Here is a 17,124-nt window from a genome sequence, read left to right as displayed (position 1 = left end):
TAAAATACACCATTAATTATGGCCACTTACGTAAATCACTTATAGGTTTAAGACTATAAATAATGTGTTTTTGTTTCAGAATTATAAGAATAGTACTATTTTGTTCAATTATGATGCTTTCACTTTTAAAAAATTAGTAGGGGGTAAATTGACTTTTTCCTCTTAAAAAAAATACATCTATTGATTTTCAAAAGAAAATTTTATTATAACATATTAATAATAAATACATTGCGAGTTTTTATGTCTTTTTTTGAATGAAAAGTAAAATTAAATTAGAAAAATCCTATTTCAATTTGAAAATCAATTCGTAATTTTGGAAAGCAGAAAAATTTAATCAATCAAATTATACAAAGTACGTTAATGAAAGTATTTGATTTAGACATGATAAAAGCTGTGTATGCTCGCATGCCAGAAAGAGTTGAAGCAGCTAAAAAGCTTTTGGGTCGTCCCATGACCTTAGCAGAAAAAATCCTTTACAACCACCTTTGGGAAGAACTTCCTACAAGCCCATATGTAAAAGGTAAAGACTATGTAGATTTTGCACCAGACAGAGTTGCGATGCAAGATGCTACCGCCCAAATGGCCTTGTTGCAGTTTATGCAAGCTCAACGTGAAAAAGTAGCTGTACCTTCTACAGTTCACTGTGACCACTTGATACAAGCCAAAGTAGGTGCAACAGAAGATTTGAAAATAGCAACAGAAACCAACAAAGAGGTGTATGACTTCCTTTCGTCGGTTTCTAATAAATATGGTATCGGTTTCTGGAAGCCAGGTGCGGGTATTATTCACCAAGTAGTTTTGGAGAACTATTCGTTTCCAGGTGGAATGATGATCGGTACTGACTCACACACGCCAAACGCGGGTGGTCTTGGTATGATCGCCATCGGTGTAGGTGGTGCTGATGCTTGTGATGTTATGGCCGGACTACCTTGGGAGCTTAAAATGCCTAAACTAATCGGTGTAAAACTTACAGGTACACTTAAAGGATGGGCTTCTGCTAAAGATGTCATCCTTGAAGTAGCAGGTAGACTTACTGTAAAAGGTGGAACTGGTGCAATTGTAGAGTATTTCGGAACTGGAGCTGATAAACTTTCGGCAACTGGAAAAGGAACTATCTGTAACATGGGTGCTGAAATTGGTGCTACCACTTCAGTATTTGGTTTCGATAAGAAAATAGCCAACTACTTAAAAGCAACAGGAAGAAGAAACGTAGCTATAGCAGCTGGAAAAATAAAAGAATATTTACGCCCTGACCAAGAATGTATTGACAACCCTTCTGAGTACTACGATGAAGTGATTGAAATCAATCTTTCTAAATTAGAGCCGAGAATCAACGGTCCTTTCACGCCAGATTTGGCTTGGCCATTATCTAAGTTTGCTGCCGCTGTTAAGAAAAACAACTGGCCTTCTAAACTTGACGTGGGTCTAATAGGATCTTGTACAAACTCATCATACGAAGATCTTACAAGAGCAGCTTCGGTGGCTACTCAGGCTGCCAATAACAATGTAAAAGCGAAGTCGGAGTTTACGATTACTCCAGGTTCTGAGCTTGTACGTTACACTGCAGAAAGAGACGGCCTTTTGGCTGACTTTGACAAAATCGGTGGAGTTGTATTGGCAAACGCTTGTGGGCCGTGTATCGGTCAGTGGGCTCGTCATGGTGCTGAAAAAGCAGAACGTAACTCTATCATAACGTCATTTAACAGAAACTTTGCTAAAAGAGCTGATGGTAACCCAAACACACACGCGTTTGTGGCTTCACCTGAAATCGTAACTGCGTTTGCTATTGCGGGTGACTTGACTTTCAACCCAATGAAAGATACACTTACAAATGAAAACGGAGAGCAAGTAATGTTACAACCGCCGTTGGGAATTGAACTTCCTCCTATGGGCTTTGATGTTATAGACGCTGGATACCAAAAACCAGCAAGAAGCGGTAAAAATGTAAAGGTAAAAGTAAACGTTAAATCTGACCGCTTGCAATTATTGGCTCCATTCCAAGCTTGGGAGGGAACAGATCTTACTGGTTTAAAACTTCTTATAAAAGCCAAAGGGAAATGTACAACTGATCATATTTCTATGGCAGGTCCATGGTTAAAATTCCGTGGTCACTTAGATAATATCTCAAATAACCTTTTGATAGGTGCCGTTAACTATTTTGGTGAAGCTACCAATAAAGTTAAAAACCAATTAACAGGAGAATTTGGAGAAGTACCTGCTACTCAACGTGCATATAAAGCGGCTGGAATAGGTACAATAGTAGTTGGGGATGAAAACTATGGCGAAGGATCTTCGAGAGAGCACGCAGCTATGGAACCTCGTCACTTAGGCGTTAGAGCTATCTTGGTAAAATCGTTTGCTCGTATTCACGAAACAAACCTTAAGAAACAAGGTATGTTGGCCTTAACGTTTAACGACACTGCTGATTATGACAAAATCAAAGAAGATGATACATTTGATATCGTAGGCTTAACAAGCTTTGCTCCTGGCAAACCACTTAAAGTTATTGCTCACCATGCAGATGGAACAAAAGACGAAATTGTAGTTAACCATACTTACAACGAAGCTCAAATCACTTGGTTTAAAGCAGGTGCGGCATTGAACATCATTGCAGCTGAGGCAAACAAATAAGAATTAGATTTCTTTTAGTACGAAAGCCCTTTACAGAAATGTGAAGGGCTTTTTTGTGTATTAATAGTATCCATAAAAAACAATAATTCGAGATTTATAAAACATTCATAATAAGCTCTTTAGAAGTATATACGGGTATGTCTGAAAAGAAAAAATCTTTTAAATTTTCTGTAATTATGAGATCACAACCTGCATTTAGTGCGGCATAATATTGCAAACCATCTTCATAATCATTTATTTTTTTATTGGAATTTACTTGATTCACCTCTTTTTGACCAATCGTTACAATTTCTACATTTTGCGACAAAAGTTGCATTTTTTCAATGGCTCTTCTACTGCCACATTTTTTCTCTGCAATATAATAGGCAATTGCTAAACAAATAGGAATAGTACAAATCTTATAATTAGAATCAAAATGAGGTAAACTTAGGATTCTGGAAGAATAAGTAAAAGTAGGCATCTCATGGTTCAATACAGAAATCAAAATATTTGCATCTAAGAATATTTTCATTTACGAGATTCATAAAATTCACTTTTCATTGACCTAAGACTTTTGGCTTTGGTTTTATAGACCGCCTGTTCTTCTGCAAGTTGATATACAAAATCTGCAATGGGTATATCTTCTAATTTCTCATAAGACTTTGGATTTGAAGTAATTTTTTCAAACAAAAACTCAGTCAACCTACTCAAACTTATACCTTGAGAAGCTGCGTAAACTTTTGCTTTTTCAATTACCTCTTGATCAAAACTTAAAGTTATTTTCGTATCCATTTTATTAATCCCTTTTTATTTACGTACAAAAATAAAATTCTATACGTAAAATTAAAATTATTAAATGCTTTTTTTATCTAAAAAAAATCATCAAAATTTAATTAATAAACACATAACAATATGTTTAAACATACTAGAAATCGGCTTTTTTACTTTTTATTAACTATACATATCTTTTCAACTCTAACATTCTCACAAAAATTTGAGCAAGGTTATATTCCGTCTCAATTAGGGATAAAAAAAGATAAAACTGACGGAATCTTTGCAAACTATGATTTTGTGTGGAAACAAAATGAAAACTTATATGTAGTAAAAAAGAAGATTTTAGAGAAAGATAGTTTACATACTTTACAATCATGGCTTGTTGATAAACATGGAAATAAATTAACACCCAAAATTTATACGGATATCGGCGATTTCTCAGAAGGGCTTGCAGAAGTAACTTTAGGAACCAAAGATTTTTGTAGTAGTTGTTTTTATACTGGAAAATATAGTTTTGTAGTACAATTAAATAATTCACATGGTTTTATAAATGAAAAAGGAGTAGAGGTAATACCTCCAAAATATCAAAAAATAATAGGTAGATTCAGTTCTGGTTATTGCCTTGTCAGTTTTTCTACTTCAAACCTGTTCTATATCAATAGAACTGGTTTACAGCAATTTAATCAAGCATTTAAATATGCTGAACCTTTCAGAGGAACCATTGCAGAAGTAACTTTTTCAAATGGCACAAAAAACTTCATAAATTTAAAAGGAGAGCCTTTAATTCCTAGATTCTATAAATATATTCAGCCTTATAATGAAGATTACCCAGGCATGATACGAGCTTTTAAAAAATTAAATAACAAAGTTGGCTTTTGGACTTCTAATTGTCAAAATCTTTTAGATCCAGAATTTGAAAGTTTTAATTATGCTGTTTTAAAAAACAATATTCTCGTTAGCAAAAATAATAAATTTGGTTTTATTGATTTTTATAATGGAAATAAAAATATCCCCTTAGAGTATGACGACATCAGAAAAGACAAAAACGCAAATTTTGTTATTTTAAGTCAAAATAATAAATGGTATAGAGTTAACCCATCGAAAAACAAACAACTGATAATTAATGCAAATGATATAGAAAGCCTTGGTAAAGGGACATATAAGTTTGAAATAAATAAAAAATGGGGATTAGTTGATAGTCTTGGTACAATAAAAAGCAAAATTATCTACGATAAAATTTCAGATAAAATTACCAATGGATTTATTATGACTCAAAGCAATAATACGTTTGGAATAATTGATATTAATGGAAAAACTATTTTAGAACCTATATATGAAAAAGTCGGATTTGTTGTTGGTGACAAAGTCTTTGGAATAAGTGGCTTCTACCAATATATTTTAAACACCGAAACTTCAAGACTAACTAAAAATTTAAAACCTGAAATAAGTAAAAACTTATTCTTTTTAGGCGTAATTGTTTTAATCGTTCTAATCGTGGTTATAGCCTTAAAACTTTAACCCAAGTCCAACACCTCAAAAAACGTCTTTTCATCTATTTCTCTTACCTCTCCGCTTTTTAGGCCGTCTAGTTCGAGTTGGTCTATGGAAACTCTGATTAACCTTTTGCATTTGTGGCCTACAGCAGCCACCATTTTTCTCACTTGATGATATTTACCTTCTTTGAGTGTCACTTTTAACCAAGTGGTTTTACTGTGATATGCCAACCGTTCAGGAACCTCGGGGAGGTTTAATGGCTCCTCGCAAAACTCAACTTCACAGGGCGAGGTAGTCCAAAATTCGCCCCCGCGGATTCGGATACTGATTCCGTTTCTTAAAATATCCAAGGTTTCAGGCTGTACAATACGGTCTACTTTTACCAAATAGGTTCTGCTATGTGGTTTTGCGGAGCTAAAGAGTAGTTTCGTGATTCGTTTGTCAGTGGTCAAAATCAGCAAGCCCTCTGACTCATTGTCAAGCCGACCGATGGCGTGGATGCCTTCGGGGAAATCAAAGTTGAGGTGGCTCAGTAACTTAGCCTCTGGTGCCCCGCCAATAAACTGGGAAAGCATCCGAAATGGCTTATAAACGATGTAATACTTATTTCCTTCTGAACTCATAAAACAAAAAATCCTGAATTTTCATCAGGATATTTTCTATTGATTTTGACCTTGAAATACAAATCTATGAATGATATAGAGCATTTGAAAACTCTATTCATAATTAAGCATTAAAATAACTTTTTACCTTAATCACTTTTCCGTTGCCTGGTGCTGTAGTTACCGAAAACACAAAGCCCGGATTAACGGCATAGGCTCCATATTCGCCGTTTTTGTTTAATGCAATAAAACCAACTTGAAACTCTTTGGCTTTGGCTGGGTTAATTTTTACTAGCCTTTCTACTGCCATTTTACAAGCCAACTCCGGCGACTTACCTTGACGCATAAACTCTACTACCAAATGCGATCCACCAATTCGGATAACTTCCTCTCCTTGCCCTGAAGATGTAGCAGCACCAATTTCGCCGTCTACATAAAGGCCTGCCCCAATAATGGGCGAGTCTCCTACTCTACCACGCATCTTAAATCCCATACCTGAAGTGGTACATGCACCTGACAAAGAACCGGAATGGTCGAGTGCTAGCAGTGCCATAGTATCGTGGTTAAAGTCCCCTGAATCTAACATTTGCGGAGCAAACGGTCCACTTCCTTTCTCCAAGGCTTTATTTTGTTGTAATTCTATATTTTTAACAGGTTTGTATTCTGAGTTTTTCAGCCAATCTGCGTATGCTTTTTTGGCGTCAGCTGAAAGCTCATCTGGTTCTGCTTTAAATCCATTTTCTAAAGCAAACTGTCTCGCACCATCCCCTACTAATAAAACGTGAGGAGTATTTTCCATCACTTTTCTGGCCACCGAAATAGGATGTTTGATATTCTCCATGAAAGCCACACCGCCACAATTCATTTTGCCATCCATTATACAGGCATCCAAAGTAACTTTTCCCTCTCTGTCAGGATTTCCGCCCAAGCCTACGCAACAATTAATCGTATCTTCTATTTGATTTGCTCCTTTTTCTACAGCATCTAGAGCCGTTCCTTTTACAGAAAGGACTTTCATGGCAGCTTCGTTTACAGGAATTCCGCTATCCCAAGTAGAAATAACAATGGGTTTATTCACGACAGCAGAGGCTCCAAAACTTTTAAAAGCGGAGAATACACTGAGCCCGAATATTGACTTACTTAAAAATTCGCGTCTATTTTTCATGGTTTTAGGTTTATAGTTGATAAAAATTGTTCATTAAATATATAACTAGCTTTCATTTTCCAAAAAAGTACGGATTCGTCTGGCTTTATCTTTCCCCAAAACTTCAATCAATTCTTCTTCAGATGCATTTTTTATATTGCTAATACTCTTAAAATGATTCAAAACTTTGGTGGCGGTAGTTTTACCAATTCCTGGAGCGGACTCCAAACTGCTGATAAGAAAACCTTTGCTTCGGCGATTTCGATGATGCGTGATTCCAAAACGGTGTGCTTCATCTCTTGCTCGCTGAATGAGCTTTAGCGACTCTGATTTTTTGTCTATATAAATTGGCAGTGTATCTTCTGGGAAATAAATTTCTTCTAACCTTTTGGCTATTCCGATTATCGGGATTTGGCCGTAAATACCTAAACGTTTCAGTGCATTACAAGCGGCCGAGAGTTGTCCTTTACCTCCATCTATAATTATCAAATCAGGCAATGGAGACTTTTCTTCCAAAAGTCGGGCATACCTACGGTGAACCACCTCAAACATAGTAGCGAAGTCGTCAGGGCCAACCACGGTTTTGGGTATGTAATGTCTGTAATCTTTGGTAGAAGGCTGTCCATTCATAAAACAAACCATCGCCGAAACTGGGTTTGTGCCTTGAATATTGGAGTTATCAAAACATTCGATATGCCTAGGAATAGTTTTTAAATGTAAATCTTGTTTAAGTTTTATTAAAACTCTATCTCGTTTGTTTGTAGCTCCACTTGCTGCTACAGCGTCTCGCTCTGCCTTTTCATGTCTAAAATACATAACATTGCGAAGCGACATTTCAATCAATTTTTTCTTATCACCTATTTGAGGTATCACGACTTGTGCCTTAAAGTCAATCTCAGGGTTAATGTTGCAAATGATTTCTTTTGACTCACTTTCATATTTTGCTCGTAAATCAAAGATTACAATACCCAAAATCTCCTCGTCCGGCTCTTCTAATCGTTTTTTTACTTCAATATTTTGAGTTCGAATAATGGTTCCGTTTATTACTTTTAGGTAATTAACAAAGGCTGTATTTTCGTCAGACTGAATCGTAAACACATCAACATCATGAATAGACGGCGTAACCACGGTTGCTTTTGCCTGATAATTTTCTAAAAACTCCAACTTAAGTTTATGCTTATGAGCTTCTTCAAAAGCCAACTTACCCGCTGAAATTTCCATTTGCTCTTGAAAATATCTTTTGGCAGGGGCTAAGTTTCCTTTCAAAATATTATGCACCTGGTCTATTTCTTTCATGTAGCTTTCCTCTGTCTGGAGGTTTTCGCACGGGCCTTTGCAGTTTCCGATGTGATATTCCAAACAGATTTTAAACTTCTTAGCCTTTATACTTTCTTCTAATAGGGCATACTTACATGTCCTAATCGTATATAAGCTCGTAAACATATCCAGCAAGGCATACATAGCCTTAGAATTTACATATGGGCCATACATTTTGCCCCTTTGTTTATCCTCAATCCTTCTTGTGGTAATTACTCTCGGAAACCGTTCATTGGTAACACACACATACGGATATGTTTTATCGTCACGAAGCAAGATATTATATTTGGGCTGATGCTCTTTTATGAGTGTATTCTCTAACAAAAGTGCATCCCATTCGGTAGGAACCACTGTATACTCCATTTTGCGAATAGACATCACCAATCTCCTTGTTTTTTTGTCTGCCCTCTCAAAATTATAAAAATAACTGCTAACCCTATTCTTAAGGTTTTTGGCTTTGCCTACATATATAATAGTGTCTTCTGCATCAAAATATTTATAAATACCAGGCTCTCCGGGAAGCATTGGTAAAATATCCTTATAATCAAAAACGATTTCGGCCATTAATTTTTAATCCTGTTTTTAGTTTTGTACAAAATAGAGAACATCAGATTCTCTTTTTAGTTTATTAACTATTTCAAAAAAGTTAGTACCCAAAGCACCAAACCTGTAAATCCTAATCCCAACGATTCCCTTCCCAACTCAATATTGATAGTTTTCATTCCCATTGCATCAAGCGTCAAACCTTCCCATTCTGGAGGAAATTGATTGATTGCCCAAAAAATATACATTAACCCAACGAAATAAAGGGTTTCGTTAGGCTGTGTTCCTTTTATTTTTCTCCAAATAAAAAGTATAGGTAGCAAATAAAGCAAAATCCAGAGTGCACTATCTGGGTCGTTATATTGAACACCAGCAAAAGCTACAAATACTAGAATTAAGAAGTAATAGACGTATTTCATTGACATTTAATAGTTAACAGGTTTGAAAAATTACAATTTACCTTTGGCATTCACATGAAAACAAATATAGTGTTTCCGACTCATTTTTATTTCTAAAAAGAGTTGTAAAAATTTATTTACAATTTTATTGTAAAATTTCTTTCTCTAAGGTTGTCAGTAAAATATTTTTTACTACTTTTGTGACGGCAAATTACCAGCTCCTGCTGAATCCCCCAGGACCGGAAGGTAGCAAGGGTAGGTGGTTGTAGCGGTGAATTTGCCATTTTTTTTTCTCCTCAGTTTATTTTCATATCATACGTTATAATCTTTATTAAATCATGAAATTTTTTATTGACACTGCTAGCTTGAAAGACATCAAGGAAGCACAAGACCTTGGAATTTTGGACGGAGTTACTACCAACCCTTCGCTTATGGCTAAAGAAGGAATTGGAGGAGAAGAAAATGTAAAGAAACACTACAAGGCTATCTGTGATATCGTAGACGGTGATGTAAGTGCTGAAGTAATCTCTACTGATTTCGAAGGAATGATTAGAGAGGGAGAAGAATTGGTTAAAATTAGTGACCAAATAGTAGTTAAGATACCGATGATCAAAGACGGCATCAAGGCTATCAAATATTTTTCTGAAAGAGGAATCAGAACAAACTGTACGTTGGTATTTTCTGCTGGACAGGCTCTTTTAGCTGCCAAAGCAGGTGCCACTTATGTATCGCCATTTATCGGTCGTTTAGACGATATCAGTACTGACGGACTTACTCTTATAGAAGATATCAGACTTATCTACGATAACTACGGATATACTACTCAAATATTAGCGGCTTCAGTTCGTCACTCTATGCACATATTAGGTTGTGCTAAAATTGGGGCTGACGTTATGACTGGACCACTTTCTGCTATTTTGGCTTTATTGAAACACCCATTGACTGACAGTGGATTGGCTCAATTTTTAGCTGACCATGCAAAAGTAAATGCATAATCATATTTTATTTTTATAGAGAAAAGGTGGACTTAAAGTCCGCCTTTTTTTGTTTATTTGCAGTATGAACAACGAAGTAATCTCCCTTAAAAACGCTTACATTTATCAGAAAGAAAGTTTAATCTTGTCTGATGTAAACTTCACTATCCACAAAGGTGAATTCGTATTTCTAATAGGAAAAACAGGAAGCGGAAAAAGCTCATTGTTAAAAACACTCTATGCCGACCTTTGGCTTGAAAAAGGCGACGGAAAAGTGGCGGGTTTTGACTTAACCACCATCAAACACAAACAAATACCTTTTTTAAGAAGAAAAATAGGTATAGTTTTTCAGGACTTCCAGTTGCTTTCTGACCGAAACGTAATGGCAAATTTAGTATTCTTTATGGAAGCCATGGGATGGAGCAAAAACAATGAAATAGTAAGTAGAATAACCGAGGTTTTGGACTTAGTTGGGCTTCCGGAAGTACTACACAAAATGCCACATCAACTCTCTGGCGGCGAACAGCAGCGTATTGCCATAGCCAGAGCATTGCTAAATAACCCTGATATAATACTGGCAGATGAGCCAACAGGTAACTTAGATCCCGAAAAATCGATAGAGATTTTGAAATTGTTTTTTAAGATAAACGAAGTTTCTAACACCGCCATTTTGATGGCAACGCATGAGTTAGACTTAATAGAGCGATTCCCAAAACGGACTATTTTCTGTGACAATGGAAGAGTTGACGATCTTACATAAAATTAGAAAAACCTAACTTGAACATTAGGCTTTGAGGCTGATAAGCTCTTTGAGCAGCAAAAGAGGTATACTGGTCGGTAATACCGTTAATATTGGTATTGACCAATTTTAATGGATTGCTTTGAGCGTATGTAACACTAAACTCTAAATATCGGGCTTTTTTGCCTCTCCCCTCTAGTTTGTAACCACAGCCTGCTGTTAATCCGTAACTTAATGAGCGAGTTGGGTAAGACTCAATGGTATCCACTTGGTTTTGGTCATAAAGCTCTAACATACGAGAAGTATAAAACTTTGGCCCTGCAAATGCATCAAAGAAAGGCGTGAAGGTTTTGTCAGTGTAAGTCGGTCTAAATCTCAAAACAGCATTTAACCAGGTTTGATTGTGCTTCATGTAAAATGTTCCCTGTGTAGGAAACTTTGAAAATTCTGTTTGTTTTTTTGTGGTAAAACCTAATTCTCCTCCCAAAAACACCCTACTTAAAGTTGTAGATTTAAATTTCGGATTAAAGAAATAATGGACACTTGCTCCTAAGTCATTGGTGTTAACATAGTCAGACTTAAATTCTTTCCGAAAACTTCCTATAGGGTTATTGACCAATACTTGTAAACCATAAAACCCTTTATCTAAAAATATTTCTGGCTTTGACTGAGCAAAACCAGAAATACTTATTATGAAACTAAATGCACTTATAACTAAACCTTTACGCATATGTTATTTTGATTTTAAAACCACAAACGGAATTATCACTTCTTCTAATGATACCCCTCCATGCTGAAATGTATCTTTGTAATGACTCACATAGTGATTGAAATTATTTGGATAAGCAAAGAAATAATCATTGGTAGTAAAGAAATACGAAGTCGACATATTTGGAGAAGGCAACTTATAATTCTCAGGCTTCCTGACTTCAATTACATTATCTCTCTTGTCATCTAAATTAAGGTTTCTTCCTTGCTTATATCTTAGATTAGTGTTTACATTTCTATCTCCTACTATTCTTTTGGCATTTTTGACTTTAACCATTCCGTGGTCTGTCGTAATAACCAATCTTCCTTTTTTGGAGGCAATAAGTTTTAAGAAATCCAGCATAGGCGAGTGCTCAATCCAAGATTTGGTGATTGACCTATAAGCCGCTTCGTCCGGAGCCAGCTCCTTAATAACCGCCATGTCTGTACGAGCATGCGAAAGCATGTCAATAAAGTTATAAACCACCACCACGAAATCGTCTTGAGCTAGTCTACTAAAATTATCAACCAAAGACTTAGCTTGATTGTTATTCAATATTTTATGATAAGACATTTTATGAGGAAGATTGTTTTTCTTCATTTGTCTTTGCAAATATTCCTCTTCATTTTTGTTTAGGCCTTCTTCATTATCTCCTTCGTCAGTTACCCACAAATCAGGTGTTTGTTTGGCCATGTCGTAAGGTGTCATACCCGAAAATATGGCGTTTCTGGCATATGAGGTTGAAGTTGGCAAAATAGAATAATAAGTCTCATCAGCTTCAACAGCGAATAAATCATTGATTATCTCTTCCATCAGCTTCCACTGATCTAATCTAAAATTATCAATTAATATAAAAAACAAAGGGTCATTTCCTTTCAAAAGAGGAAAAACCTTTGTCTTCAATAAATTATGAGACATTACCGGTTTTTTAACTTTGGGATCTGTCATCCATCCTTCGTAACTTTCTTCTATAAACTTTGCAAACCTCGTATTGGCCTCTGACTTTTGCATCGTAAAGACCTCTTCCATAGATTTGTCTGAAGATTTATCTATTTCTAATTCCCAGAAAACCAATTTCTTATATATTTCTACCCACTCCTCAAAATCTAAGTCATCATTATACTGCATAGAAATCTGTCTGAAATCTTGCATGTAACTCGAATTGGTTTTTTCTGAAACCAATCTTTTATTTTCGAGCAATTTTTTAGCCGAAAGTAATATTTGATTAGGGTTTATTGGCTTAATCAGATAATCCGCGATCTTAGAACCTATGGCTTCTTCCATAATACGCTCTTCTTCCGACTTGGTAATCATCACAACCGGAATATTGGGCTTTATTTTTTTGATTTGAACTAGGGTGTCTAATCCCGTCATTCCGGCCATCATTTCATCTAGGAAAATCAAATCAAAATTTTGTTTTTCTACTAAATCTAAAGCGTCAGAACCACTCGGAACCGGAGTAACGTCATATCCTTTGTTTTCTAAAAAAACGATGTATGGTTTTAATAATTCTATTTCGTCGTCAGCCCACAGTATGGTGTATCTTTGCATATTTGGTTTATTTCTTATATTGTTTCGTATTCTATTAAATACGTTATTTTTTATTTAAAAATTGCTTCAATTGCTCAAAATCTTCTTCGGTATCTATTCCTAAGCTATCAAACTGAGTTTCTATAACTTTGATAGTGATACCATTAGAGAGCCACCTGAGTTGCTCAAGTTTTTCGCAATTTTCGAGCGGAGACATATGCAATTTCACTATTCCTTGTAACACATCAGACCTAAAAGCATAAATACCCATGTGCCGGAAGTATGAAAAATCTTTTACCCAAAAATCAATTCCTGACTCTCGGTAAAATGGAATGGGTGAACGGCTAAAATATAAGGCTTGTTTGTTTTCACCTATTACAACTTTCACCACATTAGGATTAAGCAAAGTTTCGGTTTCTACTATTTTTTTACATACCGTAATAACTTCAGACTTTGTTTCTAAGGCAAGACAAAGGTCGTTTATCGTTGTAGGAGAAATCAAGGGTTCGTCGCCTTGAATATTTACCACAAAGTCATAGTTTGCACTTCCGCCCATCACTTCTAGTGCTTCCGCACACCTGTCGGTTCCGCTTTGGTGTTTGGTGTTGGTCATAATAGCATGACCTCCAAAGGCCTTCACGTGTTCAAAAATATCATCATGATCGGTTGCCACCACAACTTTAGAAAGCAAATTTGCTGATAGGCACTGCTGGTAAACCATTTGCAAGATTGAGACACCATTTACTTCTTTTAATAGTTTGGCGGGAAATCTACTGGAAGCCATTCTGGCTGGAATTATACCTAGAATTTTCAAATTATTGTATGATTAATATGCAAATCTATATAAGAAAACAAAATAATGACCGTTTGAAAAAAAAATAATTAGAAAACAGTTATAAACCGTTAAATTTGCAAAGATCAAAATCCAAATCTATGTTAAATAGAATATTAATAATAATACTTTTAAGTATTACAAACAGTGCTTTCGCTTCCGATTATAAAATTCTTAGTTCTACAAAAGACACTTTAAAAACTGAGATAGTTAAAGATAAGGTTTTTGTGCTTCACAAAGTACAAGCAGGCCAAACTTTGTATAGTTTAGTGAGAGTGTATAACAGCACCATGCCAGAAGTAATGGCTGCCAATCCTGTTTTAAATAACCAAGTAGCCATTAAAGTAAATCAAGTTTTGTATTTTCCTTTGATGAAAAATGGAAAACAGGTAACTGCAAAAGCGTTTAAAAGAGAAGAAAAAGCAAGTAAGAAAGAAATCACAGACAAAAAAGGCATCCATGAGGTTTCTGCGGGCGAAACAGTATATTCTATTTCTAGAAAATACAACATTGACATTTCAGATTTTGTAGAAGCAAATGGGATTGAAGAAAATAAACTTGGACAGGGACAAAAACTAATAATTGACCCTGAAGAAATCAAAAAAGTTCTCAAAAAAAGTGTGCTTGACAAACCTAAGTTTATTGCTTTAGAGCAAGTGGCCGTGGGAAAGAAAATCACACAAGAAGGTGTAGCAGAGGTAATAAATACTACCAATAGGTCTAACAATTACTTGGCACTTCACAGAACTGCTCCTGTAGGTTCTATCATAAAAATTACAAATGAGGCAAATGGTGCTACCATCACTGCCAAGGTGGTTGGCAATCTATCTGAAACCGGACCAGATCAAGAAATTTTGGTAAAACTTTCGCCTTATGCATACTATAAACTCAAGCCAAAGGATTCAAAGATTAGAGCGGAAGTAGTATATTTTGAAACAGCAAAATAAAAGAAAAGAACTGAAGCCCAAATGTTAACTGAATCTGCTGTAGAGTTATTAAAAACGAAATATATACAGTTTAATAATTTTGATTTTATTGAACTAGACCCTATTTCTATACCTCACAAGTTTTCGAAAAAACAAGATATTGAAATTTCAGGTTTGTTTGCTGCTATTTTGGCTTGGGGACAGCGAAAAACAATAATCTCGAAATTAGAAGAATTGATGCATAAAATGGGCAACAGTCCGTTTGATTTCATCATGAATCACTCCTACAATGATTTAAAGCCTTTGGCTGGCTTTAAACATAGAACTTTTAATGACACCGACCTTTTCTATTTGATAGAATTCCTGAAAACTCATTATTCTAAATTTGATAGTTTAGAAAACGCTTTTTATCCAAAGGAATCAAATTTTGAAATGAAACAAATGCTAATTGCGTTTAACTCATATGTTTTTTCGCTTGAAGACTACCCCCACAGAACTCGAAAGCATATTTCTACACCTGCCAAAAACTCGGCTTGTAAAAGATTAAATATGTACTTGCGATGGATGGTTAGGTCGGATGAAAAAAATGTAGACTTTGGGATTTGGGATACTATAAAACCTAGTCATTTGATTTGTCCTTGTGATGTACACGTAGAAAAATCTGCGAGAATATTGGGACTCACACAGCGACCAAAAGCAGACTGGAGCATGGCAGTAGAAATAACTGATAACCTAAAAAGTATCGATGCAGATGATCCTGTTAAGTTTGATTTCGCTTTGTTTGGCCTAGGAATTGAAAAATATTTCGATGCTATTGAATAATTTTCAAAAATATATAAATTTTAACTGTTTACAATTGCTTTAATTTTTAAGAACTCGCAATTGTATTATATTTGTGCCGTGGAAAAAATAAAACTAGAAATATTGGATTTATCTCCGAGCCAGCTACAGGCAGGTTCGTTTACTTTAATTCTTTCAGAAGTAAATGGAGACAGGCGTTTGCCTATCATAATTGGGATGTTTGAAGCTCAGGCAATCGCAATAGAAATGGAGAATATTCAACCCACTCGTCCGCTGACACACGATTTGTTTAAGTCATTTTCTAAGTCTTTTGACTTTTCAATAGAAGAAATCCAAATCTCTGATATTTCGGAAGGTGTATTTTATTCTAAAATAATATGCACAGATGGCATCAGACAAAAAAATATCGATGCAAGACCTTCTGATGCGGTAGCAATAGCACTTAGATTTAATGCGGCCATTTACACAAACGAAAACGTATTAAAAGAAGCGGGCATTAGTGCTTCTGATTTAGGTGAACAAATAGAAACTGAAGCTGAAGAAGAAGAAACCATAGTAGTGCCCGTCAAGTCAGGACAAGATATTTTATCACTACATGTAGATGACCTTAAAAACTTGCTAGAAGAGGCAATAAAAAACGAGGACTACGAGAAAGCTGCTAAAATCAGAGACGAGATAGAAAAGCGTAATTAATATTTAATTTCACTCATTTTAACCGTTCTTTTCTGAATTCCATTAACTTTAGGTTACCTATAACCAGAAATTAACCTAAATGATAAAAATACTTAAAAATTTCTTACCAAAACCAAATCCTAGCGACTCAAACTTTATTAAGTTTTTGACGTATTTGGACATATTTGGTATTTTCCAAAAAGACCCCTTCGGTAATTGGCTCCTACTAAAAAGAATCATAATATTTATAGCAGGCTGGCCTACTTATTGGAGACTTTCGGTAGTTAACAAACTTAAAATAGAAGGGACAGAATATTTAAAAGACCTACCCAACGAAAACGTTTTCTTTATCTCCAATCATCAGACCTACTTTGCTGATGTAATTGCATTTTACCATATCTTCTGTAATCACAAGTGGGGTTTTGGGAAAAAACTAATTCCAATATATTTATTTTCGCCAAGAGGAAAAACGTTTTATGTGGCAGCCAAAGAAACCATGAAATCGGGCTTTATTCCCAAGCTATTTAGCCTTGCAGGTGCTATTTTGGTAGAAAGAAGCTGGAGGGCAGAAGGCGTAAATGTTAAAAGAGAAGTAGATACATCAGCAGGCGATAGTGTTTCAAAGGGCCTTTCGGCAGGTTGGGTAGTAAGTTTCCCCCAGGGAACTACCAGTCCATACGCTCCTATCAGAAAAGGTACCGCACATATTATTCTTCAAAACAAGCCGATAGTGGTGCCTGTGGTGATAAATGGCTTCAGAAGGGCTTTTAACAAAACTGGCTTAAAATACAAAAAGAGGAATACAGAATTGAGCGTAAAATTCAAAAAACCAATCTATTTTGACGATAGCCAAAGTTTAGAAGAAATAACGCTTATCGTTCAAAACATTATTGAACAAAGCATGCCAGAGCAAATAGCCGAATGGAATGCACTAAAAGAGATGGCAAAACGCGGAGAATAAGCTTAAAAATCCTTAAAAGAAACCCAATTTAATATGCTTCTTTAGATAATTATTTATCT

At 35.5% G+C, this 17,124-nt stretch carries 17 protein-coding genes; 8 read left to right on the top strand and 9 right to left on the bottom strand.

The window, feature by feature from the left end:
* Window positions 1–360: 360 nt before the first annotated feature.
* On the top strand, window positions 361–2,631 hold the full coding sequence (locus ACFOOI_RS02895; protein WP_379834839.1) for an aconitate hydratase: 2,271 nt from the start codon (window positions 361–363) through the stop codon (window positions 2,629–2,631).
* Between the two features lie 94 nt (window positions 2,632–2,725).
* Here the strand turns inward: ACFOOI_RS02895 and ACFOOI_RS02890 are convergent, their stop codons facing one another.
* Window positions 2,726–3,142 (bottom strand): type II toxin-antitoxin system VapC family toxin, encoded by a 417-nt coding sequence (locus ACFOOI_RS02890; RefSeq protein ID WP_379834837.1) that lies wholly within the window; start codon window positions 3,140–3,142, stop codon window positions 2,726–2,728.
* Window positions 3,139–3,402, bottom strand: a complete 264-nt coding sequence (locus ACFOOI_RS02885) for a DUF6364 family protein (RefSeq protein ID WP_379834834.1) — start codon at window positions 3,400–3,402, stop codon at window positions 3,139–3,141. Before ACFOOI_RS02885 ends, ACFOOI_RS02890 begins: the two co-directional genes overlap by 4 nt.
* A gap of 120 nt (window positions 3,403–3,522) precedes the next feature.
* On the opposite strand from ACFOOI_RS02885, the gene ACFOOI_RS02880 reads away from it, so the two are divergent.
* Window positions 3,523–4,902, top strand: coding sequence for a WG repeat-containing protein (locus tag ACFOOI_RS02880; RefSeq protein WP_379834832.1), 1,380 nt, complete (start codon window positions 3,523–3,525; stop codon window positions 4,900–4,902).
* Here the strand turns inward: ACFOOI_RS02880 and ACFOOI_RS02875 are convergent.
* From ACFOOI_RS02875 to ACFOOI_RS02860, 4 genes are all read right to left on the bottom strand, one after another.
* Complete coding sequence (locus tag ACFOOI_RS02875; RefSeq protein WP_379834829.1) at window positions 4,899–5,501, bottom strand: pseudouridine synthase; 603 nt, start codon at window positions 5,499–5,501, stop codon at window positions 4,899–4,901. The genes ACFOOI_RS02880 and ACFOOI_RS02875 overlap by 4 nt on opposite strands.
* 103 nt (window positions 5,502–5,604) lie before the next feature.
* Entirely contained in the window at window positions 5,605–6,645 is a 1,041-nt protein-coding gene (locus tag ACFOOI_RS02870) for a N(4)-(beta-N-acetylglucosaminyl)-L-asparaginase (protein WP_379834827.1), read from the bottom strand.
* A 45-nt stretch (window positions 6,646–6,690) separates the two neighbouring features.
* Entirely contained in the window at window positions 6,691–8,505 is a 1,815-nt protein-coding gene (gene uvrC, locus ACFOOI_RS02865) for an excinuclease ABC subunit UvrC (RefSeq protein ID WP_379834824.1), read from the bottom strand.
* A 68-nt stretch (window positions 8,506–8,573) separates the two neighbouring features.
* Entirely contained in the window at window positions 8,574–8,903 is a 330-nt protein-coding gene (locus ACFOOI_RS02860; RefSeq protein WP_379834822.1) for a transmembrane 220 family protein, read from the bottom strand.
* A gap of 317 nt (window positions 8,904–9,220) precedes the next feature.
* On the opposite strand from ACFOOI_RS02860, the gene fsa reads away from it, so the two are divergent.
* Both fsa and ACFOOI_RS02850 read left to right on the top strand, forming a co-directional pair.
* A complete protein-coding gene (gene fsa, locus ACFOOI_RS02855; protein ID WP_379834819.1) occupies window positions 9,221–9,877 on the top strand; it encodes a fructose-6-phosphate aldolase in 657 nt (218 codons plus the stop codon).
* Window positions 9,878–9,941: 64 nt separating this feature from the next.
* The gene (locus tag ACFOOI_RS02850) at window positions 9,942–10,616 is read left to right on the top strand and encodes a cell division ATP-binding protein FtsE (RefSeq protein ID WP_379834817.1); all 675 of its coding nucleotides are present in this window, start codon (window positions 9,942–9,944) and stop codon (window positions 10,614–10,616) included.
* Here the strand turns inward: ACFOOI_RS02850 and ACFOOI_RS02845 are convergent.
* The 3 genes from ACFOOI_RS02845 to kdsB are packed head-to-tail and all read right to left on the bottom strand — an operon-like array spanning window position 10,609 to window position 13,687.
* Window positions 10,609–11,325, bottom strand: coding sequence for a hypothetical protein (locus ACFOOI_RS02845; RefSeq protein WP_379834815.1), 717 nt, complete (start codon window positions 11,323–11,325; stop codon window positions 10,609–10,611). The two genes, ACFOOI_RS02850 and ACFOOI_RS02845, sit on opposite strands and share 8 nt — an antisense overlap.
* Before the next feature lie 3 nt (window positions 11,326–11,328).
* On the bottom strand, window positions 11,329–12,894 hold the full coding sequence (porX, locus tag ACFOOI_RS02840) for a T9SS response regulator signal transducer PorX (RefSeq protein WP_379834813.1): 1,566 nt from the start codon (window positions 12,892–12,894) through the stop codon (window positions 11,329–11,331).
* A gap of 43 nt (window positions 12,895–12,937) precedes the next feature.
* Window positions 12,938–13,687, bottom strand: a complete 750-nt coding sequence (gene kdsB, locus ACFOOI_RS02835; protein WP_379834811.1) for a 3-deoxy-manno-octulosonate cytidylyltransferase — start codon at window positions 13,685–13,687, stop codon at window positions 12,938–12,940.
* A gap of 119 nt (window positions 13,688–13,806) precedes the next feature.
* Here kdsB and ACFOOI_RS02830 point away from each other — a divergent pair, with 119 nt between their 5' ends.
* The 4 genes from ACFOOI_RS02830 (at window position 13,807) to ACFOOI_RS02815 (ending at window position 17,065) form a co-directional block, all read left to right on the top strand.
* Window positions 13,807–14,652, top strand: a complete 846-nt coding sequence (locus ACFOOI_RS02830) for a DPBB and LysM peptidoglycan-binding domain-containing protein (protein WP_379834808.1) — start codon at window positions 13,807–13,809, stop codon at window positions 14,650–14,652.
* Between the two features lie 21 nt (window positions 14,653–14,673).
* Window positions 14,674–15,453, top strand: coding sequence for a TIGR02757 family protein (locus ACFOOI_RS02825; RefSeq protein WP_379834806.1), 780 nt, complete (start codon window positions 14,674–14,676; stop codon window positions 15,451–15,453).
* A gap of 78 nt (window positions 15,454–15,531) precedes the next feature.
* Window positions 15,532–16,125, top strand: a complete 594-nt coding sequence (locus tag ACFOOI_RS02820; protein WP_379834803.1) for a bifunctional nuclease domain-containing protein — start codon at window positions 15,532–15,534, stop codon at window positions 16,123–16,125.
* 79 nt (window positions 16,126–16,204) lie between these two features.
* On the top strand, window positions 16,205–17,065 hold the full coding sequence (locus ACFOOI_RS02815) for a lysophospholipid acyltransferase family protein (RefSeq protein ID WP_379834801.1): 861 nt from the start codon (window positions 16,205–16,207) through the stop codon (window positions 17,063–17,065).
* Window positions 17,066–17,124 lie beyond the last annotated feature (59 nt).

Origin of the sequence: Lacihabitans lacunae, assembly GCF_042649125.1 — a bacterium.
Taxonomy (GTDB): Bacteria; Bacteroidota; Bacteroidia; order Cytophagales; family Spirosomataceae; genus Leadbetterella; species Leadbetterella lacunae.
This window is presented reverse-complemented; position numbering and strand designations above follow the sequence as displayed.